This window comes from Pantoea sp. RG18 (assembly GCF_025910075.1).
Lineage (GTDB): Bacteria > Pseudomonadota > Gammaproteobacteria > Enterobacterales > Enterobacteriaceae > Pantoea > Pantoea agglomerans.
Window position 1 is genome coordinate 125,541 of the sequence record NZ_JAPCIL010000014.1, and the last position, 24,386, is coordinate 149,926.

Sequence of the window (24,386 nt, forward strand, 5' to 3'; positions counted from 1 at the left end):
GTTAACCGGTTTCCCCTGACCAGCGACACGAACGCCTGGTGCTGGTCTGCCAGGCGTTTTTTGTACCCCGATCGCCCATGATCGGTTAAGTAAGGGTCAAGGTATGTCCGAGCAGTTTCTCTATTTTATTCAGCAGATGTTTAACGGTGTGACCCTGGGCAGCACCTACGCGCTGATCGCCATCGGTTACACCATGGTTTACGGCATTATCGGCATGATCAACTTCGCCCACGGCGAGGTCTACATGATCGGTAGCTATGTCTCCTTTATCGTGATTGCCGCCCTGATGATGATGGGCATCGACACCACCTGGCTGATGATTGCGGCCGGCTTTGTGATGGCGGTAATTATCTCCAGCGCCTACGGCTGGAGCATCGAGCGCGTCGCCTACCGGCCTGTGCGCTCGTCCAAGCGCCTGATTGCGCTGATCTCCGCCATCGGGATGTCGATATTCCTGCAAAACTACGTCAGCCTGACGCAGGGTTCACGTGACCTGGCGCTGCCGAGTCTGATTACCGGACAGTGGACGGTAGGCGAGAGCAACGGCTTTGCCGCCACGATTTCTACCATGCAGATAGTGATCTGGGTGGTGACGTTCCTGGCGATGCTGGCGCTGACCACCTTTATCCGCTATTCACGCATGGGCCGCGCCTGCCGCGCCTGCGCAGAAGACCTGAAAATGGCCAGCCTGCTGGGGATAAACACTGACCGCGTGATCTCGCTGACATTTGTCATCGGTGCCGCGATGGCCGCGGTGGCGGGCGTATTGCTGGGACAGTTCTACGGTTCAATCAACCCCTTCATCGGCTTTATGGCAGGTATGAAGGCATTCACCGCCGCCGTGCTGGGCGGGATTGGCAGTATTCCGGGCGCGATGATTGGCGGCCTGGTGCTGGGCATCGCCGAGGCGCTGACCTCGGCCTATCTCAGCACAGAATATAAAGATGTGGTCTCGTTTGCCCTGCTGATTGTGGTGCTGCTGGTGATGCCGACCGGGATTCTGGGCCGCCCGGAGGTCGAAAAAGTATGAAGACTTCCTTTATCAATGCCCTGATCTCCTCGGTGATGCTGCTGGTGCTCGCCACCTTCTTTATGGGGCTGCGCCTGAATCTGGACGGCACTAATCTGGTAGTGCAGAACGCCGGCAGCGTGCGCTGGAACTGGATCGCCACAGGCTGTGCGGTGGTGTTTCTGTTTCAGCTGCTGCGTCCGGTATGGCAAAGCGGCCTGAAGAAAATCTCCGGTCCGGCGCTGGTGTTACCGGGTCTGGATGGCTCGACGCCGAAGCAGAAGCTGGTGATGGCGGTGCTGATTATCGCCGCCGTTGCCTGGCCATTCCTGGTGTCACGCGGCACCGTCGATATCGCCACCATGACGCTGATCTACGTGATGCTCGGTCTGGGCTTAAACGTGGTGGTCGGCCTCTCTGGCCTGCTGGTGCTGGGTTATGGCGGCTTTTACGCCATAGGTGCCTACACCTTTGCGCTGCTGAACCACTATTACGGTCTCGGCTTCTGGCAGTGCCTGCCGCTCTCCGGCATAGTTGCCGCGCTGTTTGGTCTGCTGCTGGGCTTCCCGGTGCTGCGACTGCGCGGCGACTATCTGGCGATAGTGACGCTGGGCTTCGGTGAGATCGTGCGTATTCTGCTGCTGAACAATACCGCCCTGACCGGCGGGCCGAACGGCATCAGCCAGATCCCGAAACCGACGCTGTTTGGTCTGGAGTTTGGTCGTACGCCGCGTGAAGGCGGCTGGGATACCTTCCATAACTTCTTTGGGCTGAAGTACGATCCCAGCGACCGCATTATCTTCCTCTACCTGGTGGCGCTGCTGCTGGTGGTGCTGACGCTGTTTGTGATCAACCGGCTGCTGCGGATGCCGCTGGGCCGAGCCTGGGAAGCCCTGCGCGAGGATGAGATTGCCTGTCGTTCACTGGGCCTCAGCCCGACCCGCATCAAGCTGACCGCCTTTACCATCAGTGCCGCGTTTGCCGGTTTTGCCGGCAGCCTGTTCGCGGCACGTCAGGGCTTTGTCAGCCCGGAATCCTTTACCTTTGTCGAATCCGCCTTTGTGCTGGCGATTGTGGTTCTGGGCGGGATGGGTTCGCAGTTTGCGGTGATTCTGGCCGCCATTCTGCTGGTGGTGTCACGCGAGCTGATGCGCGATCTCAATGAGTACAGCATGCTGGTGCTGGGTGGCCTGATGGTGCTGATGATGATCTGGCGTCCGCAGGGCCTGTTGCCGATGAAGCGTCCGCATCTGAAGCTCAGAACCGGTAAACAAGGAGAGCAGGCATGATTCAGCCTTTATTAGCCGTTGAAGGCCTGATGATGCGCTTCGGCGGTCTGTTAGCCGTGAACAATGTGGCGCTGGAGCTGCGTCCGCAGGAGATCGTTTCGCTGATTGGCCCCAACGGTGCCGGTAAAACCACCGTGTTCAACTGCCTGACCGGCTTTTACAAGCCAACCGGCGGGACGATCACATTGCGTGAGCAGCATCTGGAAGGGTTGCCGGGCCAGAAGATTGCGCGGATGGGCATCGTGCGGACGTTCCAGCACGTGCGTCTGTTCCGTGAGATGACGGTCATTGAGAACCTGCTGGTGGCGCAGCATCAGCATCTGAAAAGCGGCGTATTTTCCGGTCTGCTGAAAACCCCGGCGTTTCGCCGCAGTGAGAACGAGGCGCTGGATCGTGCGGCGACCTGGCTGGAGCGGGTGGGGCTGCTGGATCTGGCTAACCGTCAGGCGGGCAATCTGGCTTATGGTCAGCAGCGTCGGCTGGAGATTGCGCGCTGTATGGTGACGCGCCCGGAGATCCTGATGCTGGATGAACCGGCGGCGGGCCTTAATCCCAAAGAGACGCACGAGCTGGACGCGCTGATTGCGGAGCTGCGTGGTGAACACAAGGTGTCGGTGCTGCTGATTGAACATGATATGAAGCTGGTGATGGGGATTTCTGACCGTATTTATGTGGTCAATCAGGGAACGCCGCTGGCTAACGGAACGCCGGAAGAGATTCGTAATAACCCGGATGTCATTCGTGCCTATTTAGGAGAGGCCTGAGATGGCAAATGCGATGTTAACCATTGAGAACGTCAGCGCCCACTACGGCAAAATTCAGGCGCTGCACAACGTCAGCCTCTATATCAATCAGGGCGAAATCGTCACCCTGATTGGCGCTAACGGTGCCGGAAAAACCACGCTGCTGGGTACGCTGTGCGGCGAGCCGCGCGCGACGCAGGGCACCATTACCTTTGATGGCAAAACCATCACCGACTGGCAAACCTCGCGCATTATGCGTGAAGCGATCGCCATCGTGCCGGAAGGCCGGCGGGTCTTTTCGCGCATGACGGTAGAAGAGAACCTGGCGATGGGGGGCTTTTTTGCCAGCCGTCCGGACTACCTGACGCGGATCAAGCGCGTTTATGAACTCTTCCCGCGTCTGGAGGAGCGTAAAATCCAGCGCGCCGGGACGATGTCGGGCGGCGAACAGCAGATGCTGGCGATTGGCCGTGCGCTGATGAGCCAGCCGCGCCTGCTGTTGCTGGATGAGCCGTCGCTGGGACTGGCACCGATCATTATTCAGCAGATCTTCGACACCATTGAGCAGCTGCGCAGCGAGGGGATGACGATTTTCCTGGTGGAGCAGAATGCGAATCAGGCGCTGAAGCTGGCGGATCGGGGCTATGTGCTGGAGAACGGGCATGTGGTGCTTGAAGACACAGGTGCAGCACTCCTTTGCAACGAAGCCGTCCGCAGCGCGTACCTCGGAGCTTAATATTCAGAGGCCTGGCTTACTGGTCAGGTTGTGGTTGGGCAGTGCTCGCCATCCTCACGTACTACGTGTACGCTCCGGTGGCTGCGCGCTGTCCGCCCGCAACCTGCCTGCGCCGCCGACGGCCTTGAGCATCGGTGTGGGTGTTGCCGCCAACGGGCTTTGAGTTTGCCCTTAAAAAGCAGGGACAAGTGCTGTCATTGCCAGTATCCGTTACAATTTATGTAAATAAACTCGACTTTGTAATGGTGTATAGCCGCTCAGATTGCTGAAAACCCAAATCAGGGTGAATTTGGCTGCAACGAACAAACTCAACGCACAGGGAACACGGGCAGAGGAGGAAAGCGTCCCGCGCCATGGACGGCGCGGGCCGAGCATGTCATGGATGACGGATTTTGCGTCTTTCCGATCTGACCGTGTTCTCTGTGCAGGGCTCAGTCTTACAGCAACCAAGCCAGACTTTGTCAACAAGCTCAGCTGCAGTTAGTCGCTCTGCCTTTTCCGCTATTCAGTCTGTCACCCGGCTGTCATCTTTCTGTTATTAATCCTTCATTTCCCCGTGTCATGTTACTTCGCGAAACAGAAATCCGTGATTTCACGCGTATTTACCTGCACAGGAAAATTCTATGTCCGTCGTTACCTTTCGTCGTAGCCTGATGAGCGTGCTGCTCGGTCTGACGCTCAGCAGCCATGCCATGGCCGCCACTGAGATCCCTTTCTGGCACTCTATGGAAGGCGAGCTAGGCAAAGAAGTGGATTCGCTGGCACAGCGTTTTAACCAGACGCATCCCGATTACAAAATTGTTCCGACCTACAAAGGTAACTACGAGCAGAGCCTGGCGGCAGGGATTGCGGCAGTGCGCAGCGGCAAAGCCCCTGCGGTGCTGCAGGTTTATGAAGTCGGTACGGCGACCATGATGGCCTCGCAGGCGATTGTGCCGGTGCATCAGGTCTTCAAAGACGCCGGAATCCCCTTTGATGAAAAGCAGTTCGTGCCAACGGTGGCGGGCTACTACAGCGACAGCAAAGGTCAGCTGATCTCTCAGCCGTTCAACAGCTCAACGCCAGTGCTCTACTACAACAAAGATGCCTTTAAAAAAGCGGGTCTGAACCCGGATCAGCCACCGAAAACCTGGCAGGAGCTGGCGACGGATGCCGCTGCACTGCGCAAATCGGGCATGAGCTGTGGCTACGCCAGCGGCTGGCAGGGCTGGATCCAGATTGAAAACTTCAGCGCCTGGCACGCTCTGCCGGTAGCGACCAAAAACAACGGGTTTGACGGACTCGACGCCGTGCTGGAGTTCAACAAGCCGGTACTGGTTCGTCATATCGAGCTGCTGGAAGCGATGAACAAGAAAGGGGACTTCACCTACTTTGGCCGCAAAGATGAGTCCACCGCCAAGTTCTACAACGGCGACTGCGGCATCACCACCGCCTCATCCGGTTCGCTGGCTGATATCCGTCATTACGCCAAATTCAACTTCGGCGTTGGCATGATGCCGTATGACGAGACCGTGCCGAATGCGCCGCAGAACGCCCTGATCGGTGGCGCCAGCCTGTGGGTGATGAAAGGCAAAGATGCGACAACCTACAAAGGCGTGGCTGAGTTTATGCAGTTCCTCGCTAAACCAGAAATCGCCGCGGAATGGCACCAGAAAACCGGCTATCTGCCGATTACCACCGCCGCCTACGAGCTGACTAAACAGCAGGGCTTCTACGATAAGAATCCGGGTGCGGATATCGCCACCCGACAGATGATGAACAAGCCGCCACTGCCGTTCACTAAAGGCATGCGTCTGGGCAATATGCCGCAGATTCGTACCGTGATCGACGAAGAGCTGGAAAGCGTCTGGACCGGCAAGCAGTCGCCGCAGAACGCGATGGATAACGCAGTGAAACGCGGTAATGAGTTGCTGCGCCGCTTCCAGCAGCAGGTGAAGTAATCTCTCCTTGCGGGCCAGCTCAGGCTGGCCCCTCTCTCTGACGCCAGGTATGCCATGTCTTCATCTCGTCCGGTCTTTCGCACCAGTCTGTTGCCCTATCTTCTGGTGCTGCCGCAACTGCTGATTACCGCCATCTTCTTTCTCTGGCCCGCCGGTGAAGCGCTGTGGTACTCGCTGCAAAGCCTCGATCCCTTTGGCATCTCCAGCAGCTTTGTCGGGCTGGAAAATTTCAGACGCCTGTTTGCCGATCCTTACTATCTGGATTCGTTCTGGACCACCATAAAATTCAGCGGCATGGTCACGGTGTTCGGCATGGTCTTTTCGCTGCTGCTGGCGGCGCTGGTGGATTATGTGGTGCGGCTGCGCCGTCTCTATCAGACGCTGTTGCTGCTGCCCTACGCCGTTGCGCCTGTCGTGGCCGCGGTACTGTGGATGTTCCTGTTTAATCCGGGCCTGGGCCTGTTCAGCTATCTGCTGAACCACATCGGCTACAACTGGAACTATGCGCAAAACAGCGGTCAGGCGATGTTCCTGATTGTGCTGGCATCGATCTGGCAGCAGATGAGCTACAACTTCCTGTTCTTCTTCGCCGCACTGCAATCGATCCCCAAATCGCTGGTGGAAGCCGCCGCCATTGACGGTGCCGGACCGGTGCGTCGCTTCTTCAACCTCTCGCTGCCGCTGATTACGCCGGTCAGCTTCTTCCTGCTGGTGGTGAATCTGATCTACGCCTTCTTCGATACCTTCCCGGTAATCGATGCCGCCACCGGCGGCGGGCCGGTGCAGGCGACCACCACGCTGATCTACAAAATCTATCGCGAAGGCTTTACCGGTCTGGATCTCTCCTCGTCCGCTGCGCAGTCGGTGGTGCTGATGCTGCTGGTCATCGGGCTGACGGTGCTTCAGTTCCGCTTTGTTGAACGTAAGGTGCAATACCAATGATTGAGAATCGACGCGGGCTGGATCTCTTCAGCCACATCGTGCTGGTGCTGGGCGTGCTCACCATCCTGTTTCCGCTCTATGTCGCCTTTGTGGCGGCGACGCTGGATAACGAAGCGGTCTATCAGGTGCCGATGACGCTGGTGCCTGGCACGCACCTGTGGGAGAACATCTCGCGCATCTGGACGCATGGCGTCAACGGCAACGGGCCGGCGTTTGGCCTGATGCTGCTCAACAGCATGATCATGGCGCTGGGCATCACCTTCGGCAAAATCACGGTGTCGATGCTGTCGGCGTTTGCGCTGGTCTGGTTTCGCTTTCCGCTGCGCACGCTCTTTTTCTGGCTGATCTTCATCACCCTGATGCTGCCGGTTGAGGTGCGTATCTTCCCGACAGTGCAGGTGATTGCCGATCTCAACCTGCTCGACAGCTACAGCGGATTAACTCTGCCGCTGATGGCTTCGGCCACCGCCACTTTCCTGTTCCGCCAGTTCTTTATGTCGCTGCCGGATGAGCTGGTGGAGGCGGCACGCATCGACGGGGCCAGCGCGATGCGCTTCTTTATCGACATTGTTCTGCCGCTGTCGAAAACCAATCTGGCGGCGCTGTTTGTGATCACCTTTATCTACGGCTGGAACCAGTACCTGTGGCCGCTGCTGATCATCAATGACGCCAGCCTCGGCACGGCGGTGGCGGGGATTAAAAGCATGATCTCCTCCAGCGGATCGCCGACCCAGTGGAATGAAGTGATGGCGGCAATGTTATTAACCCTGATCCCACCATTGGTGGTGGTGTTAGTCATGCAGCGTGCCTTTGTGCGCGGTCTGGTTGAGAGTGAGAAATAAGATGGCAGGCGTAACCCTTCAGGCAGTAACCAAATCCTACGATGGCAAAAATCAGATCATCCAGCCGCTGAATGTCACCATCAATGACGGCGAATTTATGGTGATGGTCGGTCCATCCGGCTGCGGTAAATCGACCCTGCTGCGCATGGTGGCCGGACTGGAGCGCGTCAGCTCCGGCGATATCTATATCGACGACCGGCGCGTTACTCAGGAAGAGCCAAAAGATCGCGGGATTGCAATGGTGTTCCAGAACTACGCGCTCTATCCCCATATGTCGGTGGAGGAGAACATGGCCTATGGCCTGAAAATCCGTGGCATGGGCAAAGAGCAGGTCCACCAGCGGGTGCTCGACGCGGCGCGCAGTCTGGAACTGGATCATCTGCTGATGCGTCGGCCTCGCGAACTCTCCGGCGGACAGCGGCAGCGCGTGGCGATGGGCCGCGCGATCGTGCGTGAACCGGCAGTTTTTCTGTTTGATGAGCCGCTCTCCAACCTTGATGCCCGTCTGCGGGTGCAGATGCGGCTGGAACTGCAGCAGCTGCATCGCCGCTTACAGACCACCAGCCTCTATGTCACCCACGATCAGGTGGAGGCGATGACGCTGGCGCAGCGGGTGATGGTGATGAACAAAGGGGTGGTCGAGCAGCTCGGCACGCCGGTCGAGGTGTATGAGCGTCCCGCCAGCCAGTTCGTTGCCTCGTTTATTGGCGCGCCCGCCATGAATTTACTGAAAGGGCAGTTCAGCAGCGATGGATCACGCTTTGACCTCGACGCCTCGCACGCTCTGCCGCTCAGCGACAGTAAAGCGAAATGGGCTAACCGGCCGGTGGTGCTGGGTATCCGGCCAGAGCACATCCGGCTCAGTAGCCGCGAGCAGGGCGGCGTGCCGCTGCGGGTCGATACGCTGGAGATGCTGGGGGCTGATAATCTGGCACATGGCCGCATCGGTGACACGCCACTGGTGGTACGCTTAGCCCACAGTGAACGCCCGCAGCCAGGCAGTACGCTGTGGCTGCATCTGCCGTCAGATGCGTTACACTTCTTCGATTCAACCCATGGAAAGCGTCTGGAATGAGCACACAACACTGGCCCTATCCCCACATCGTCGCCCATCGCGGCGGCGGTAAACTGGCACCGGAAAATACGCTGGCGGCGATCGACACTGGCGCGAAATATGGTCATCAGATGATTGAATTTGATGCCAAATTATCGGCCGATGCGCAGATCTTCCTGCTGCATGACGACACGCTCGATCGCACCAGCAACGGCTGGGGCGTGGCGGGTCAGCTGCCGTGGGAGAAGCTGTCGCAGCTTGATGCGGGCAGCTGGTTTGGCAACGCGTTTACTGGTGAAAAGCTGGCGCGGCTGGATCAGGTGGCGGCACGCTGCCGTCAGCATCAGATGATGGCGAACATCGAAATCAAACCGACCACCGGCAGCGATGCTGAAACCGGACGCGCCGTGGCACAGGCTGCCGCGATACTGTGGCAGGATCAGGTCGCACCGTTGCTCTCTTCGTTCTCTTTTGAGGCGCTGGAAGCCGCGATGAAGGCAGAGCCGCAGTTGCCGCGTGGCCTGCTGTCGCACAGCTGGGACCCGCAGTGGCAGGAGAAAACAGCTGCGCTGGCGTGCGTCTCAATTCACCTTAATCATAAGGTGCTGACCGCTGAGCGGGTCACCGAACTGAAAGCCGCAGGCCTGAAGATTCTGGTTTATACCGTGAACAGCCCGGATCGGGCGCGGGAATTGCTGAAATGGGGCGTCGATGCCATCTGTACTGATGCCATCGACATCATCGGCCCCGATTTTCATTAGTTCTGGTTTAGATTCTGATTCTGCTGGCCCGGCTGCGTGGTAATCACCCGCTGCTGGGCGCTGTTCCGCTGCTCCTGCATTTTACGCTGCGTGTCCTGCGTCTGACGCTGCTGATCCTGGCGCAGCTTCAGCTGTTGCTGTTGCTGCTGGGTCTGCATCTGCGACTGCATCCGCTGCTGGCTGGGGTTATAGCCAGGTTTATTCGGATCGTTAGTGCTGTTCAGCGTGTTCGCCTGACTGGCGAAAGGCAGCAGAGCGGCCAGAATAATCATCCACTTTTTCATCACTCCTCCTTCCTTAAAGCGACAGGGTTTCTGGTGCACAACGGCTTACACCGATATCAGGGTCGTAGCCATAAGTTTACCCGATATCACAGACCTTACTTTCCGATCTATTCCTGATTTGACTTAACCCCGGTTATTTTGCTGTATTTGTAGGCACTTGCAGAAATGATAAAAAAATGTAAATAACAATATGGGATGGTGGCAGGATGAAAATGCAGCAAACAGTGCGTCAGCTTAGCTGGTCGCTGGTGATGAGTTTCACCGTCGTGGCAGGCGCTAACGCCGCGCCAACGCAGGCTCCTCCGGTCTCCTACGGTGTGGACAGTGACACTTTTCACCCGGTAAAAGCGCAGCACGGCATGGTAGCGTCAGTGGATGCGATGGCGACGCAGGTTGGCGTCGAGATCCTGCGTCAGGGCGGCAATGCGGTGGATGCCGCGGTGGCGGTAGGCTTTGCGCTGGCCGTGACGCATCCGCAGGCGGGCAACCTCGGCGGCGGCGGTTTTATGCTGCTGCGCACTGCCTCTGGCCGCGCCACGGCTATCGATTTCCGTGAGATGGCACCGGGACACGCGTCGCGTGACATGTTCCTGGATAAGCAGGGCAACGCCGACAGCAAGCTCTCGCTGACATCACATCTCGCCTCCGGCACGCCGGGCACCGTAGCCGGACTGGCGCTGGCTGCGCAGAAATATGGCACTCTGCCGCTGAGCACGCTGCTGGCACCGGCGATCAAACTGGCGCGTGACGGTATTCCGGTCAACGACGCGCTGGCAGATGACCTGAAGACCTACGGCAAAGAAGTGCTGATCACCCATCCCAACAGCAAAGCGATTTTCTACAAACCGGACGGTACGCCGTGGCAGAAGGGCGATCGGCTGGTGCAGAAGAACCTGGCTCACAGCCTGCAACTGATTGCCCGTCAGGGGCCGGATGCTTTTTATAAAGGTGAAATCGCGGATGAGATCGCCGGAGAGATGGCGCAGCATGGCGGCCTGATCAACAAAGCTGACCTGGCGGCCTATCGTGCGGTCGAGCGTAAGCCAATTAGCGGGACATACCGTGGCTATGAAGTCTTCTCAATGCCGCCGCCGTCATCCGGTGGCATCCACATCGTGCAGATTCTGAATATCCTGGAGAACTTCGATCTGGCGAAGATGGGCTTTGGCAGTGCTGATGCCATGCAGGTGATGGCGGAAGCGGAGAAATATGCCTACGCGGACCGCTCGGAATATCTCGGCGATCCCGATTTCGTGAAAGTGCCGTGGCAGGCGCTGACCAGTAAAGCCTATGCCAAGACCCTGGCGCAGCAGATCGATGTGGCGAAGGCGCGGCCCTCCAGCGAGATCAAACCGGGCAAGCTCGAACCTTATGAAAGCAATCAGACTACCCATTTCTCGGTGGTGGATAAGCAGGGGAATGCGGTCGCGGTGACTTATACGCTTAACACCTATTTCGGCAGCGGGATTGTGGCGGGCAACAGCGGCATCCTGATGAATAACGAGATGGATGACTTCTCAGCCAAGCCAGGCACGCCCAATGTCTACGGACTGGTCGGCGGGGAAGCGAATGCGGTGCAACCGGCGAAACGTCCGTTGTCATCGATGTCGCCGACCATCGTCGCCAAAGGGGGCAAAACCTGGCTGGTGACCGGCAGTCCTGGCGGCAGCCGCATTATCACCACGGTGTTGCAGATGGTGGTTAACAGCATCGATTTCGGGATGAACGTGGCGGAAGCCACCAATGCGCCGCGCTTCCATCATCAGTGGCTGCCGGATCAGCTGCGGGTGGAGAAGGGCTTCAGTCCCGATACGCTGCGTCTGCTGGAAACCAAAGGTCAGCATGTGAAGGTACTGCCGTCGATGGGCAGTACGCAGAGCATCATGATCGGGCCGGATGGCATGCTCTATGGCGCTTCCGATCCGCGCAGCATCGATGATTTGAGTGCGGGTTATTGAGATTTGAGACTGCTGACAAACTCAAACCCGGGTGAATCTGACAGCAATAAATAAGCTTAACGCGCAGGGAACTGGGTCAGAAGAGGAAAGCGTCCCGCGCCAGGACGGCGCGGGCCGAGCATGTCATGGATGACGGCTTTTGCGTCTTTCCGATCTGACCCTGTTTCCTGCGCAGGCGCTAACTGACAGCGAACCTTGTCAGGGTTTATCAGCAGAAAGGGCGCCTTCGCTGCTCTTTCTGCTTCCACACGTCAGGCTTTAACCCGAGCCATATAATGCGCGTCGATCAGTTCACCGTGCCGCATTGCGAAGCCTTTAGCCGTTCCCTCAATCTCAAAACCGAAACGCTGATAAAGGGCGATAGCCGGGCCATTATCGACGAACACGGTCAGTTCCATTCGGCTCACCTGTAGCCAGTTGTCGCACAACGCGACCATTTCACGCATGAGTGCGGTTCCGACGCCACGCTGACGATAGCGTTCATCCACGCCCATACCCAGTGAGGCCACATGACGCCGTCTGGCGCGCTCTTCCACATGCAGCGCACACTGACCGACGACGACATCATCGATACAGGCCACCAACAGATGCGCATGGGGCTGAGGCGTCGCGAGACGGGTATGCCACATCTGGAGTGATGAGTGGGGCAAATGGAGTGTGCTGGCCTGGGTATCTGGCTGACCGTAGATCCTGTGAAGCGCAGCAGCATCTTCAGGCGTGACGTGGCGGACAACTATTTCACTCATGGTTTCTCCTTTAGCCCATTAAACCCTTTAAACATCAAGGTATTCACCGCGTTAATCAGGGTAAAAAATGTGAAAATGACTTTACAGACGCGAATGATAATGATTATTATTGTCATGCATTCTCGGGAGGTCGCCCGACAGCCTGAGAAAGCACGACATTGCTCACATTGCTTCCAGTATTATTTAGCCAGCTTATCCGCTGGCTTTTTTTTTGCCTGCCCTTCTTCAGTGCTTTTCAGCCACTGCTCAATGCTCATTCAACTATTTTGAACAGAGGCGTGAAGTTTTTCAGCTATCAATCAGACCGCCTCAGGGACAGACTATAAAAAACATTGAGGAGATTTGAACATGATTTATGTACGCAAAGCTGAAGAACGCGGTCACGCAAACCATGGCTGGCTGGATAGCTGGCACACTTTCTCTTTCGCCAGCTATCACGATGCGAACTTTATGGGTTTCTCCGCGCTGCGGGTCATCAACGAAGATGTGATTGATGGCGGTCAGGGATTTGGTACCCATCCTCACAAAGATATGGAAATCCTGACCTACGTGCTCTCCGGTACGGTTGAGCATCAGGACAGCATGGGCAACAAAGAGCAGATCCCGGCAGGGGAGTTCCAGATCATGAGCGCCGGCACCGGCGTACGTCACTCTGAGTACAACGCCAGCGAAAGCGAGCCGCTGCACCTTTATCAGATCTGGATCATTCCTGAGCGTACCGGTATCGAGCCACGTTACGATCAGCGCCGCTTCCCGGATGTGCAGGGACGTCAGCTGGTGTTAAGCCCGGATGCCCGTGAAGGATCGCTGAAAGTCTTTCAGGACATGACCTTATCGCGATGGGTAATGGCTGCCGGCGAACAGGACAATGTCGCGATTGATGCGGGACGTCGTATCTGGATTCAGGTGGTGAAAGGTGATGTTACCGTTAACGGCAACGCGATCACCACCAGCGACGCCCTGGCGATCTGGGACGAAAGCGCGCTGACCATTGAAGCCAGCTCGGCTGCAGAAGTCCTGCTGTTTGATCTGCCACCGGTCTAAGCAGATAACGGGCGCGCATCGTCGCGCCCGGTTGGCAATTTTGTGACAGAAAAGTGATAGACTCATCGTACTTTAGCTTTAAGGGCGATCCCAGGCGCTACGATGAAGAAGAAAAGACCGGTATTACAGGACGTTGCCGATCGCGTCGGCATTACTAAAATGACCGTCAGCCGTTACCTGCGTAATCCAGAGCAGGTCTCCGTTGCCCTGCGGGATAAGATTGCGGTGGCACTGGATGAGCTGGGTTATATCCCCAATCGCGCCCCCGATATGCTTTCTAACGCCACCAGCCGCGCCATTGGCGTACTGCTGCCGTCACTCACAAACCAGGTTTTTGCTGACGTATTGCGCGGCATCGAAGCCGTCACTGACGAAGCCAACTATCAGACGCTGGTCGCCCACTTTGGTTACAACCCGCAAAAAGAGGAGCTGCAACTGCGCTCGCTACTGGGCTGGAACATTGATGGGGTTATCCTCACCGAACGCACCCATACACCAGGCACGCTGCGCATGCTGGAAGTGGCCGGTATCCCGGTGATTGAGGTGATGGACAGCGTCACGCCCTGCCTGGATATGGCGGTAGGCTTTGATAACGTTGAAGCGGCCCGGCAGATGACGCAGGCGATCCTCAGCAAAGGTCATCGTCATACCGTCTACCTTGGCGCACGCCTGGATGAACGTACGCTGCAGAAGCAGCGCGGTTACGAAATCGCGATGCGCGAAGCGGGGCTGACGCCACGCAGTGTGATGATGGAAGATGCCTCTTCATTCAGCGCCGGTTGTGATCTGCTGCGTGAGGCGCAACGTCTCTATCCTGAAACAGATAGCCTGTTCTGTACCAATGATGATCTGGCGGTCGGCGCGATGTTTGAGTGCCAGCGCCAGGGATTGCAGGTGCCCTCTCAGATGGCGATTGCCGGTTTCCACGGCCATGACATCAGTCAGGTTGTCACGCCACAACTGGCGACAGTGCTGACGCCACGCGACCGCATGGGGCGTGAAGCTGCGGCGCTGCTGCTGGCGCGCATTGCCGGAGAAACCAGCGTCTGCCAGCCGCTGGATGTCGGTTTTGAGATCAGTGAAGGTGGCAGCATCTGATTGTGGCGTTTTTATGAGTCAGCTCACACTTTCATGCATTTCCTGGTAAAAAGGTTGCCAGGCTGTTAAGCGGCCAGGAGAATGAGAAACGACATTGTTATCGGTAACATTGGCAAATTCTCACCTGCCGGAGCAGAAAAATGACAACGCAATCCCCGTCGCATCACGTTTTTATCCTGATGGGCGTTTCAGGCAGCGGAAAGTCTGCCGTCGCCAATCAGGTCTCTCACCAGCTGAATACAGCCTTTCTTGACGGTGATTTTCTCCACCCACGCGCCAACATCCTGAAGATGGCCGATGGTCATCCGCTGGATGACAACGATCGCCAGCCGTGGTTACAGGCACTGAACGACGCCGCGTTTGCCATGCAGCGCACCCAGGCGATTTCCGTGATTGTCTGTTCAGCCCTGAAGAAAAGTTATCGCGACATCCTGCGTCAGGGAAATGACAATCTGCGTTTCGTCTACCTGAAGGGCGATTTCGACACCATCGAAGCCCGCCTGAAAGCGCGTAAAGGCCACTTCTTCAAGCCGCAGATGCTGGTAACGCAGTTTGCGACGCTGGAAGAGCCAGGGCGGGACGAGCCGGATGTACTGGTGGTGGATATCGCGCATTCACTGGACGATGTGGTGGCAGCTACGGTTGCGACTATCCAGGACGCTATCAGCCAGGGTTAGAGATGAATACCGCAACACTCGTTTTGACCGCAGCAGGCTCCGTCCTGCTGCTGCTTTTCCTGGTGATGAAGGCCCGTATGCACGCCTTCGTCGCATTGATGTTAGTGTCCATCGGTGCCGGGCTGTTCTCCGGCATGCCACTGAATCAGATCGCTGAAACCATGCAGAAGGGGATGGGCGGCACGCTCGGCTTCCTCGCGATTGTGGTCGCGCTGGGCGCGATGTTCGGCAAAATCCTGCATGAAACCGGTGCAGTTGATCAGATCGCCATCCGGATGCTGAAAACCTTTGGTCAGAGCCGTGCCCATTATGCGATGGGCATTGCCGGTCTGATCTGCGCGCTGCCGCTCTTTTTTGAGGTGGCAGTCGTGCTGTTGATCAGCATCGCTTTTGCGGTGGCACGGCGTACCGGCGGCAATCTGGTGAAGCTGGTGATCCCGCTGTTTGCCGGTGTGGCCGCAGCGGCGGCGTTTCTGCTGCCCGGACCGGCCCCGATGCTGCTGGCCTCGCAGATGCACGCAGACTTTGGCTGGATGATCCTGCTGGGTCTCTGTGCGGCGATCCCGGGCATGCTGATTGCCGGGCCACTGTTTGGCAACTTCATTGGCAACCACGTCTCGTTCAGCGCGCCGCCGGAAGATCATCAACCGGATGTCGATGAGAGCAAGCTGCCGTCGTTTGGCTTCAGCCTCTCACTGATTCTGTTTCCGCTGGTGCTGGTTGGCTTGAAAACCATCGGCGCACGCTTCACGACCGAAGGCACCACCCTGTATGAGTGGCTGGAATTTATCGGCCATCCCTTCACCGCAATCCTGCTGGCGCTGCTGGTGGCGATTTATGGCCTGGCTTACCGTCAGGGTATGGATAAAGAGCGGGTAATGCAGGTGTGCGGCAGCGCGCTGCAACCGGCCGGTATTATCCTGCTGGTGATTGGCGCGGGCGGCGTGTTTAAGCAGGTGCTGGTGGACTCCGGCGTGGGTCCGGTGCTGGGCAATGCGCTGACCGGCGCAGGACTGCCAATTGCGCTGGCCTGCTTTATCCTGTCGGGTGCGGTGCGGGTGATTCAGGGATCGGCGACGGTCGCCTGTCTGACCACGGTGGGCTTAATCATGCCGGTGATTGAACCGCTGCACTACAGCGGCGCTCAGCTGGCGGCGCTGTCGATCTGCATCGGCGGTGGCTCAATCATTATCAGCCATGTGAACGATGCCGGGTTCTGGCTGTTTGGTCGCTTCACCGGGGCCAGCGAAGCGGAAACGCTAAAGACCTGGACACTGATGGAAACCATTCTCGGCACTACCGGGGCTATCGTAGGTATGATTGCTTTCGAACTGCTTTCCTGACCAACCCGACGGGCTATCGGCCCGTCAGGTTTTTTTCCCGCGAGCGGGGGAAGAGTAAAAAAGGGAACAGCAGATAAGGCGCCACTACCAAAAGAACAATGATGCCGCGTGAATAGCCAGAGTCATTTATTCTCCTCACCCCACAGGAAAATACAGGCAAAATAAACAGCAGCAGCGCGATTAAGCCTATTTCATGTTGTGGCCCGGTAAACCATTGCAGATAACTGCAGAACCAGACCAGTTGAAACAGCAGGAAAATAAAATAGCTCGTCCTTCCTTCACGCCCCTCATAGTTAAACGTGCTCAGCAGACAGCTTTTGATAATCTGCAGCAGCCTGTTCATGCCCATTTTCTTCTTATCAGAGCAAAAACAACCAGCGTAATGGCGGCGGCAAGTAAGTAAACCCAGGCAAAATCAGTGACGTCAAGATGGATCAGCTGCACGTCATTCAACGCCGCTTTCCGGCCCGAGACGGATAATACGGTCAGGCCAGCTAAACAGAATATATTTGCCAGAAAGAATAGTGCCTGAAAGGCTGTTTCTTTAGCCGCGGACAGGAAGGCAATTTTTCTGAAACCCCACCAGGCTACCAGATAAACCAGCAGCCAGAGCAACGCGCAGAGTAGCGGGGCAACCAGATAACTGCGCATATCTGTGATCACCCCTGAATGGCCGCTGTTGGCATACTGCAGCACTTCCTGAAGGGAGACGTAACCTGTTATCAGATAGAGCGCGCCGAAAAAAAAGGGTAATAACAACCTCATTGCATTTCCCTCCGGGTTTTCAGACGCTGCATCAGCTGCGGCAGCTCTTTTCCGGGGTCCACCATCACCAGCTGTTTACTTTTTGCATCGTATTTCGCGGCGGCGGTCGGGTCACCTTTACCGCCTTCCGCCATCACAAAGCGGGCATCTGAACGGCCATAAAGGCCGACATGCGGAAAGGGATCGCTGCCAAAGGCAAGTACGTTGCGGCCAGGCAGGGTATATTCTCTGGTCAAAAAATCCGGGATTTTTTTTGAGTCGATGCCTGAAAAAGGCGTAGTGACAAAGCGGGAACCTGCATAGTCGAGGGAAAAGCAGGTACTGTTATCGGCTGCATTTTTCTGTACCAAATCCGCGCCAAACAGGATTTTTAAACGCTGCCAAACCGTCGCGCTGTCGGGTTCGATCTTCTTGCCTTCCAGATAAACTTCTTGTTTATGATAAAGTTGGTAAACCATTTTGTGAATCTGCACCATGGAGGCGCCAACACCATGCCAGTTCGGCGCATCCCTGCTGTAAAGCCGCTCAACGATAATAAACACGCCTGTCCCGGCATAATTTTCGATACTGCCCGCCATAGATATCTCCTTTTTTACAGCATTATATAAATATTATTGTTCATTTCAATGCCGTAACTTTGTGATAAACAGGCTGAATTAATGCGGCTACCTGCCGGCTTGTCAGGGTAAAAGGACAAAGGTGCGCTTATAACTTCAGATAAGCCCGAATGCCGTCCAGGAACATCTGAGTTGCCAGCATAATCAGTATTAATCCCATCAGCCGCTCCAGCGCATTCACGCCTTTATCACCCAGCAGCCGCAGGAACAGACCTGACATCAGCAGAATACCCACCGTCACGCCCCAGGCGATCAGCAGCGCGCCGACCAGGTGCGACATCTGATGCGGATATTGATGCGACAGCAGCATCAGCGTCGCCAGCAGCGATGGCCCGGCCACCAGTGGGATCGCCAGCGGCACCAGGAAGGGCTCTTCACCCGCCGGTAAACCAGAACTGCTGCTTTCCGCCGACGGGAAAATCATTTTAATGGCGATAAGAAACAGGATGATCCCGCCGGAAATCGACACCGTTTCAGTACGCAGATTCAAAAATGCCAGGATGCGTTCACCGGTAAACAGGAACAGCAGCATGATGATCAGAGCAATCAACATTTCACGGATCAGCACCACTCGCCGCCGTTTCGGCTCCAGATGCTTTAAAACCGACATAAAAATCGGCAGATTGCCCAGCGGATCCATAATTAACAACAATAATATTGTCGCTGAAATCATTTCAGTCATCGGTTTTACGCCATGTTGTTCACGAAAAAGCGGAGTTATTAGTTACGCTGCTGAAAAAGTTAGCGTAATCGAATTAATTCACTTGCTACCCGGCCTGCATTTTGTAGAGTGAAGGGACACAGGTATATCTTATTATTACGCAGAGCGGCGTGAAAATAGCACGCCGCTCTCTCCTCTGAAATGAAAAGCAGGTGTAACTGCCTTAGACGGACACGACATGAAGAATGTAGGTTTTGTTGGTTGGCGCGGTATGGTCGGCTCTGTGCTGATGTCCCGCATGAGTGAAGAGCGTGATTTTGATGCAATCAATCCGGTCTTCTTCTCGACGTCGCAGCATGGTCAGGCGGCACCCGCATTTGCGGGCAAACAGCAGGGCACACTGCAGGATGCGTTTGATATTGAGGCGCTGCGGGCGCTGGATATCATTATTACCTGCCAGGGCGGCGACTACACCAGTGACGTCTATCCAAAGCTGCGCGCCAGCGGCTGGCAGGGATACTGGATTGATGCGGCCTCCACGCTGCGCATGAAAGATGATGCCATCATCATCCTCGATCCGGTCAACCATGCGGTGATTCGCCAGGGCATCGACAGTGGGATCAAAACCTTTGTCGGCGGTAACTGTACCGTCAGCCTGATGCTGATGTCGCTGGGCGGCCTGTTTGCTCAGGACCTGGTGGAGTGGGCTTCGGTTGCCACCTATCAGGCGGCCTCTGGCGGCGGCGCGCGCCACATGCGTGAACTGCTGACCCAGATGGGCATGCTGCACGATCACGTTGCGCCTGCGCTGCAGAACCCGGCCTCCGCCATCCTCGACATCGAGCGTAGCGTGACCGACTTCACCCGTTCCGGCACCCTGCCGACCGATAACTTCGGCGTGCCGCTGGCGGGCAGCCTGATTCCGTGGATCGACAAACAGCTGGAAAACGGTCAGAGCCGCGAAGAGTGGAAAGGCCAGGCGGAGACCAACAAGATCCTCGCCACCCGTAACGTCATTCCGGTGGATGGATTGTGCGTGCGCGTCGGGGCACTGCGCTGCCACAGCCAGGCCTTTACGCTGAAGCTGAAACGCGACCTGCCGCTGGCTGAAATTGAGCAGCTGCTGGCCTCTCACAATGAGTGGGTCAAAGTGGTGCCGAATGACCGCGAACTGACGATGCGTGAACTGACGCCCGCCGCTGTCACCGGTACGCTGACCACGCCGGTTGGCCGGTTGCGTAAACTGAATATGGGGCCGGAATATCTCTCTGCCTTCACAGTGGGCGACCAGCTGTTATGGGGCGCAGCCGAACCGCTACGTCGCATGCTGCGGTTGTTAACCAGCTAAACAGAAAACATCGCCAAAGGCCGGATTTATCCGGCCTTTTTTGTTTTTGTCGTACACGAAACAATCTGCCGTTTCGCTTACTCAGTGATCAACTTCCCTTTTTTGCCGGTCGGTAAAGATTATTTTGCTTTAGTCCATGGCAAGTGCCGTGACCAAGCTATGATTTAACCATGATGTGCCACAGGTAACGCTTGTGCTTTCCGGATTAAATGGTTGTGGTACACGGCAAAAACACTTTTCCCACGGAATGGCCTGACTTCTTTGTCGTTGTACGTATGGCTCAATGAAGAGCAGCGCAGGTGAACCGCGACAGGCTGTGTCGCGTTCATTTCGGCTGCCAATTATCACAGGAAGAAAGTCATGTCAGAGCTTCCCGATCGCGATGCGATCAATGCCCTGTTTGCGGGTAATTATGCCGACCCTTTTTCGTTACTAGGGATGCACCGAACTCAGCAAGGCCTTGAAGTCAGGGCATTGCTCCCCGAAGCGCTTGAAGTGTGGGTCATTGAAACCTCCACCGGGCGCAAACTGGCTCAGCTGGTGTGTGAAGATGCACGTGGCTTCTTCAGTGGCGTCATTCCACGCCGCAAAAACCCGTTCCGCTATCAGCTGGCGGTGAACTGGCACGGCCAGCAAAACCTGGTAGACGATGCCTATCGCTTTGGCCCGCTGCTGCAGGAGATGGATCTGTGGCTGCTGGCAGAAGGGACGCACCTGCGCCCTTATGAGACGCTGGGCGCGCACGGTGACGTCATCGATGGCGTCTTCGGCACCCGCTTCTGCGTCTGGGCACCCAACGCCCGTCGCGTGTCAGTGGTTGGCGATTTCAACTTCTGGGATGGCCGCCGTCATCCGATGCGTCTGCGTCAGGAACTGGGCATCTGGGAGCTGTTTGTACCGGGCGCGGTCAACGGCCAGCTCTACAAGTATGAAATCATCGACGCCAATGGCGAACTGCGCATCAAAGCGGACCCGTACGCGTTTGAGGCGCAGATGCGTCCGCAAACTGCGTCGATGATCTGTGGTCTGCCAGAGCCGGTTGAGATGAAAGCAGAGCGCAAGGCGGCCAACGCCTTTGACGCGCCGATCTCCATCTATGAAGTGCATCTGGGCTCCTGGCGTCGTCACACCGACAACAACTTCTGGCTGAGCTACAAAGAGCTGGCTGAACAGCTGGTGCCCTACGTCAAAGAGATGGGCTTTACCCATATCGAACTGCTGCCGATCAACGAACATCCGTTTGATGGCAGCTGGGGCTATCAGCCGCTGGGCATGTATGCGCCGACCCGACGTTTTGGTACCCGTGACGAGTTCCGCGCCTTCATTGACGCCGCCCATGAGGCGGGCCTCAACGTGCTGCTCGACTGGGTGCCGGGCCACTTCCCCAGCGACGATTTCGGTCTGGCAAGATACGACGGCACCGAGCTCTATGAGCACAGCGACCCGCGTGAAGGCTTTCACCAGGACTGGAATACCCTGATCTACAACTTTGGTCGCCGGGAAGTGAGCAACTACCTGTCGGGCAACGCGCTCTACTGGACGGAGCGCTTTGGCATTGATGGCCTGCGTGTGGATGCGGTGGCGTCGATGATCTACCGCGACTACAGCCGCAGCGAAGGGGAATGGGTGCCGAATCAGTATGGCGGCCGTGAGAACCTGGAAGCGATTGAGTTTCTGCGTCACACCAACCGTACGCTCGGCACCGTGGCATCCGGTTCGGTGACCATGGCCGAAGAGTCGACGGACTACCCTGGCGTGACGCGTCCCACCGAAGACGGTGGGCTGGGTTTCTGGTTCAAATGGAATCTGGGCTGGATGCACGACACCCTCGACTACATGAAGGTCGATCCCATCTACCGCAAGCACCATCACGATCTGATGAGCTTCGGCATGATGTACAACTACACCGAAAACTTTGTGCTGCCGCTGTCGCATGACGAAGTGGTGCACGGTAAGCGCTCGATTCTCGATCGTATGCCGGGCGATGCATGGCAGAAGTTCGCCAACCTGCGTGCTTACTACGGCTGGATGTGGGGCTTCCCCGGCAAGAAACTGCTGTTTATGGGAAACGAATTTGCCCAGGGTCGCGAGTGGAACCACGATGTCAGCCTCGACTGGCATCTGCTGGAAGGGGACGACAACTGGCACCACGGCGTTCACCGTCTGGTGCGCGATCTCAACCACACCTATCAGTACTACACGCCGCTGCATCAGCTCGACTTCGATCCGGCAGGCTTTGAGTGGCTGGTGGTAAACGATGCGGAACACTCCGTCTTCGCCTTTGTCCGTCGTGACCGTGAAGGCAACGAAGTGATCGTGGTCAGTAACTTTACGCCGGTGCCGCGTCCGGGCTATCGCTTTGGCGTTAACCAGCCTGGCTACTGGCGTGAAGTGCTGAATACCGATCAGCATGAGTATCACGGCAGCGACGTGCGCAACCATCGTGTGCATACCGATGAGCAGGAGAGCCACGGGCGACCGCAGTCGCTGAGTCTCAATCTGCCGCCGCTGGCAACGGTATGGTTGGTGCGGGAGGCTGAATGACCATTACTGCCGGAGATCCCGAACCGCTGGGTGCCAGTTACGATGGCAAAGGCGTTAACTTCACTCTGTTCTCACAGCATGCCGGGCGCGTAGAGCTCTGCCTGTTTGATGAGCAGGGCGCAGAACAGCGTCTTGACTTGCCTGGCCGCAGCGGGGATATCTGGCATGGTTATGTTCCGGCGTTGAAGCCAGGACAGCGCTACGGCTACCGGGTGCATGGTCCCTGGGCCCCGCAGCAGGGACACCGTTTTAATCCGGCGAAGCTGTTGGTTGACCCCTGCGCCCGCGCGGTTGAGGGCGATGTACCGGATGACCCGCTGTTTCATGGCGGCGAGGCGCAGCCCGATCCGCATGACAACGCGGCGATTGCGCCGAAGTCACGGGTAGTCGCGGAGGATTTTGACTGGCAGGACGACGTCGCACCGGGTATTCCCTGGGGTAACACGGTGATTTACGAAGCCCACGTGCGCGGCCTGACGCAGCAGCATCCGGAAATTCCGGAAACGCTGCGCGGGACTTACGCGGCGCTCGGTCATCCTGTTATGGTGAATTACCTGCGCAGTCTGGGGATTACTACCCTTGAGCTGCTGCCGGTGGCGCACTTCGCCAGCGAGCCGCGACTGCTGCAGCTCGGTCTCAGCAACTACTGGGGCTATAACCCCTTTGCGCTCTGGGCGGTGGATCCCCGTTACGCCTCCGGTCAGCCGGACGTGACGCCGTTGCAGGAGTTTCAGCAGGCGGTCAAAAACCTGCACGCCGCAGGTATCGAAGTGCTGCTGGATGTGGTGTTCAACCACACCGCTGAACTGGATGAGATTGGCCCGACAATCTCCATGCGCGGCATCGACAACGCCAGCTACTACTGGCTCGATGAGCAGGGCGATTATCAGAACTGGACCGGCTGCGGCAACACGCTGAATATCCATCATCCGCAGGTGATGACGTGGGCTTTAGAGGCGCTGCGCTACTGGGTGCGGGTCTGCCACGTCGACGGCTTCCGCTTTGACCTCGCGCCGGTGCTGGGCCGCACACCGGATTACCAGCGTGATGCGCCATTTTTTGCGGCGATACGCGCCTGTCCGCTGCTCTCTCAGGTCAAGCTGATTGCTGAACCCTGGGATATCGGCCCTGACGGCTATCAGGTTGGTCGTTTTCCGCCGCCGTTTGCCGAATGGAACGATCAGTTTCGCGACACCGCGCGACGTTACTGGCTGCACGGCGACATAAGCAACGGCGAGTTCGTCCGTCGCTTTGCCGCCTCCAGCGATCTCTACCAGCATGATGACCGGTCGCCACACGCCACGGTTAACCTGATCACCGCCCACGACGGCTTTACGCTGTGGGATGTGGTGAGCTTCGAACGTAAACACAACGAAGCGAACGGGGAAGATAACCGTGATGGTCACGGCGATAACTACAGCCACAACCACGGCAAAGAGGGGCTGAACGTCAGCTTCGACGTGATTGAACGTCGCCGTCGCAGCGTGCGGGCACTGCTGACGACGCTGCTGCTGTCACAGGGCACGCCGATGCTGCTGGCAGGCGATGAGCGCGGCCACACCCAGCGTGGCAATAACAACGCTTACTGTCAGGACAACGCCCTGAGCTGGCTTGACTGGCAGGCGGATGAGAAGGGATTAGTCGGATTCACCGCTGCACTGATCGAGCTGCGCCAGCGCATTCCGGCGCTGACGGCAGATCGCTGGTGGCAGGACGGTGACGGCAATGTGCAGTGGCTCAATGCCGGTGGCCAGCCACTGCAACACGATGAATGGGCACAGGGGATGCACAGATTGCAGATCCTGCTGTCCGGCCGCTGGTTAATAACAATAAACGCCACGGATACGGTGAATGACATCGTGTTACCAGACGGAGAATGGCGCGCCCTTCCTCCTTTCGCCGGGGACGACAACCCCATCCTGCTAACTGTCTGGCATGGTCCCGCACACGGTGTGTGCGTGTTCCAAAAGCAATCATAAGGAGTC

23 protein-coding genes are annotated in these 24,386 nt (G+C 57.1%); 17 read left to right on the forward strand and 6 right to left on the reverse strand.

Annotated features, from left to right (window positions below; genetic code table 11):
- Positions 1 to 103: 103 nt before the first annotated feature.
- The 9 genes from livH (at position 104) to ugpQ (ending at position 9,316) form a co-directional block, all read left to right on the forward strand.
- Positions 104 to 1,030: a high-affinity branched-chain amino acid ABC transporter permease LivH gene (gene livH, locus OK409_RS15505; RefSeq protein WP_009087789.1), complete on the forward strand. Its 927-nt coding sequence runs from the start codon at positions 104 to 106 to the stop codon at positions 1,028 to 1,030.
- Positions 1,027 to 2,298, forward strand: coding sequence for a high-affinity branched-chain amino acid ABC transporter permease LivM (locus tag OK409_RS15510; RefSeq protein WP_010253305.1), 1,272 nt, complete (start codon positions 1,027 to 1,029; stop codon positions 2,296 to 2,298). Before livH ends, OK409_RS15510 begins: the two co-directional genes overlap by 4 nt.
- The gene (gene livG, locus OK409_RS15515; RefSeq protein WP_022624012.1) at positions 2,295 to 3,062 is read left to right on the forward strand and encodes a high-affinity branched-chain amino acid ABC transporter ATP-binding protein LivG; all 768 of its coding nucleotides are present in this window, start codon (positions 2,295 to 2,297) and stop codon (positions 3,060 to 3,062) included. Before OK409_RS15510 ends, livG begins: the two co-directional genes overlap by 4 nt.
- Position 3,063: 1 nt before the next feature.
- Positions 3,064 to 3,777, forward strand: a complete 714-nt coding sequence (gene livF, locus OK409_RS15520; RefSeq protein ID WP_033780966.1) for a high-affinity branched-chain amino acid ABC transporter ATP-binding protein LivF — start codon at positions 3,064 to 3,066, stop codon at positions 3,775 to 3,777.
- A gap of 623 nt (positions 3,778 to 4,400) precedes the next feature.
- Complete coding sequence (gene ugpB / locus OK409_RS15525; RefSeq protein WP_010253297.1) at positions 4,401 to 5,717, forward strand: sn-glycerol-3-phosphate ABC transporter substrate-binding protein UgpB; 1,317 nt, start codon at positions 4,401 to 4,403, stop codon at positions 5,715 to 5,717.
- Positions 5,718 to 5,771: 54 nt separating this feature from the next.
- Positions 5,772 to 6,659, forward strand: a complete 888-nt coding sequence (gene ugpA / locus OK409_RS15530; protein WP_010253295.1) for a sn-glycerol-3-phosphate ABC transporter permease UgpA — start codon at positions 5,772 to 5,774, stop codon at positions 6,657 to 6,659.
- Positions 6,656 to 7,501, forward strand: a complete 846-nt coding sequence (gene ugpE, locus OK409_RS15535) for a sn-glycerol-3-phosphate ABC transporter permease UgpE (protein WP_010671530.1) — start codon at positions 6,656 to 6,658, stop codon at positions 7,499 to 7,501. The genes ugpA and ugpE overlap by 4 nt, the downstream gene beginning before the upstream one ends.
- 1 nt (position 7,502) lies before the next feature.
- A complete protein-coding gene (locus tag OK409_RS15540) occupies positions 7,503 to 8,576 on the forward strand; it encodes a sn-glycerol-3-phosphate import ATP-binding protein UgpC (RefSeq protein WP_264367206.1) in 1,074 nt (357 codons plus the stop codon).
- On the forward strand, positions 8,573 to 9,316 hold the full coding sequence (gene ugpQ / locus OK409_RS15545) for a glycerophosphodiester phosphodiesterase (RefSeq protein ID WP_010671531.1): 744 nt from the start codon (positions 8,573 to 8,575) through the stop codon (positions 9,314 to 9,316). The genes OK409_RS15540 and ugpQ overlap by 4 nt, the downstream gene beginning before the upstream one ends.
- Here ugpQ and OK409_RS15550 read toward each other — a convergent pair.
- Complete coding sequence (locus tag OK409_RS15550) at positions 9,313 to 9,600, reverse strand: DUF2756 domain-containing protein (protein ID WP_022624015.1); 288 nt, start codon at positions 9,598 to 9,600, stop codon at positions 9,313 to 9,315. The two genes, ugpQ and OK409_RS15550, sit on opposite strands and share 4 nt — an antisense overlap.
- A 206-nt stretch (positions 9,601 to 9,806) precedes the next feature.
- Here OK409_RS15550 and ggt point away from each other — a divergent pair, with 206 nt between their 5' ends.
- Positions 9,807 to 11,558 carry a gamma-glutamyltransferase gene (ggt, locus tag OK409_RS15555; RefSeq protein ID WP_031292113.1) on the forward strand — a complete coding sequence of 584 codons (1,752 nt, stop codon included), beginning with the start codon at positions 9,807 to 9,809 and terminating at the stop codon, positions 11,556 to 11,558.
- A 251-nt stretch (positions 11,559 to 11,809) separates the two neighbouring features.
- Here ggt and OK409_RS15560 read toward each other — a convergent pair whose 3' ends face one another.
- A complete protein-coding gene (locus OK409_RS15560; protein WP_033768045.1) occupies positions 11,810 to 12,304 on the reverse strand; it encodes a GNAT family N-acetyltransferase in 495 nt (164 codons plus the stop codon).
- A gap of 348 nt (positions 12,305 to 12,652) precedes the next feature.
- Between OK409_RS15560 and OK409_RS15565 the strand changes: the two genes are divergently transcribed.
- The 4 genes from OK409_RS15565 to gntU all read left to right on the forward strand — a co-directional run bounded on the left by OK409_RS15565 (position 12,653) and on the right by gntU (position 16,466).
- Positions 12,653 to 13,348 carry a pirin family protein gene (locus OK409_RS15565; RefSeq protein WP_010671535.1) on the forward strand — a complete coding sequence of 232 codons (696 nt, stop codon included), beginning with the start codon at positions 12,653 to 12,655 and terminating at the stop codon, positions 13,346 to 13,348.
- Between the two features lie 102 nt (positions 13,349 to 13,450).
- Positions 13,451 to 14,446 (forward strand): gluconate operon transcriptional repressor GntR, encoded by a 996-nt coding sequence (gene gntR, locus OK409_RS15570; protein WP_010671536.1) that lies wholly within the window; start codon positions 13,451 to 13,453, stop codon positions 14,444 to 14,446.
- A gap of 140 nt (positions 14,447 to 14,586) precedes the next feature.
- Positions 14,587 to 15,123, forward strand: a complete 537-nt coding sequence (gntK, locus tag OK409_RS15575) for a gluconokinase (RefSeq protein ID WP_033759042.1) — start codon at positions 14,587 to 14,589, stop codon at positions 15,121 to 15,123.
- Between the two features lie 2 nt (positions 15,124 to 15,125).
- Complete coding sequence (gene gntU, locus OK409_RS15580) at positions 15,126 to 16,466, forward strand: gluconate transporter (RefSeq protein ID WP_010671538.1); 1,341 nt, start codon at positions 15,126 to 15,128, stop codon at positions 16,464 to 16,466.
- Positions 16,467 to 16,479: 13 nt separating this feature from the next.
- Here the strand turns inward: gntU and OK409_RS15585 are convergent, their stop codons facing one another.
- The 4 genes from OK409_RS15585 to OK409_RS15600 all read right to left on the reverse strand — a co-directional run bounded on the left by OK409_RS15585 (position 16,480) and on the right by OK409_RS15600 (position 18,530).
- Positions 16,480 to 16,809 carry a DUF805 domain-containing protein gene (locus OK409_RS15585; RefSeq protein WP_081113823.1) on the reverse strand — a complete coding sequence of 110 codons (330 nt, stop codon included), beginning with the start codon at positions 16,807 to 16,809 and terminating at the stop codon, positions 16,480 to 16,482.
- On the reverse strand, positions 16,806 to 17,117 hold the full coding sequence (locus OK409_RS15590; protein ID WP_244649727.1) for a hypothetical protein: 312 nt from the start codon (positions 17,115 to 17,117) through the stop codon (positions 16,806 to 16,808). The genes OK409_RS15585 and OK409_RS15590 overlap by 4 nt, the downstream gene beginning before the upstream one ends.
- 110 nt (positions 17,118 to 17,227) lie before the next feature.
- Positions 17,228 to 17,809: a hypothetical protein gene (locus OK409_RS15595; RefSeq protein ID WP_264367207.1), complete on the reverse strand. Its 582-nt coding sequence runs from the start codon at positions 17,807 to 17,809 to the stop codon at positions 17,228 to 17,230.
- A gap of 127 nt (positions 17,810 to 17,936) precedes the next feature.
- Positions 17,937 to 18,530 carry a YhgN family NAAT transporter gene (locus OK409_RS15600; RefSeq protein ID WP_003853054.1) on the reverse strand — a complete coding sequence of 198 codons (594 nt, stop codon included), beginning with the start codon at positions 18,528 to 18,530 and terminating at the stop codon, positions 17,937 to 17,939.
- A gap of 217 nt (positions 18,531 to 18,747) precedes the next feature.
- Here OK409_RS15600 and asd point away from each other — a divergent pair, with 217 nt between their 5' ends.
- The 3 genes from asd to glgX all read left to right on the forward strand — a co-directional run bounded on the left by asd (position 18,748) and on the right by glgX (position 24,380).
- On the forward strand, positions 18,748 to 19,857 hold the full coding sequence (gene asd / locus OK409_RS15605; RefSeq protein WP_010671542.1) for an aspartate-semialdehyde dehydrogenase: 1,110 nt from the start codon (positions 18,748 to 18,750) through the stop codon (positions 19,855 to 19,857).
- A 360-nt stretch (positions 19,858 to 20,217) separates the two neighbouring features.
- The gene (gene glgB, locus OK409_RS15610; RefSeq protein WP_010253252.1) at positions 20,218 to 22,401 is read left to right on the forward strand and encodes a 1,4-alpha-glucan branching enzyme; all 2,184 of its coding nucleotides are present in this window, start codon (positions 20,218 to 20,220) and stop codon (positions 22,399 to 22,401) included.
- Positions 22,398 to 24,380 (forward strand): glycogen debranching protein GlgX, encoded by a 1,983-nt coding sequence (gene glgX / locus OK409_RS15615; protein WP_157353901.1) that lies wholly within the window; start codon positions 22,398 to 22,400, stop codon positions 24,378 to 24,380. Before glgB ends, glgX begins: the two co-directional genes overlap by 4 nt.
- Positions 24,381 to 24,386: the final 6 nt, after the last annotated feature.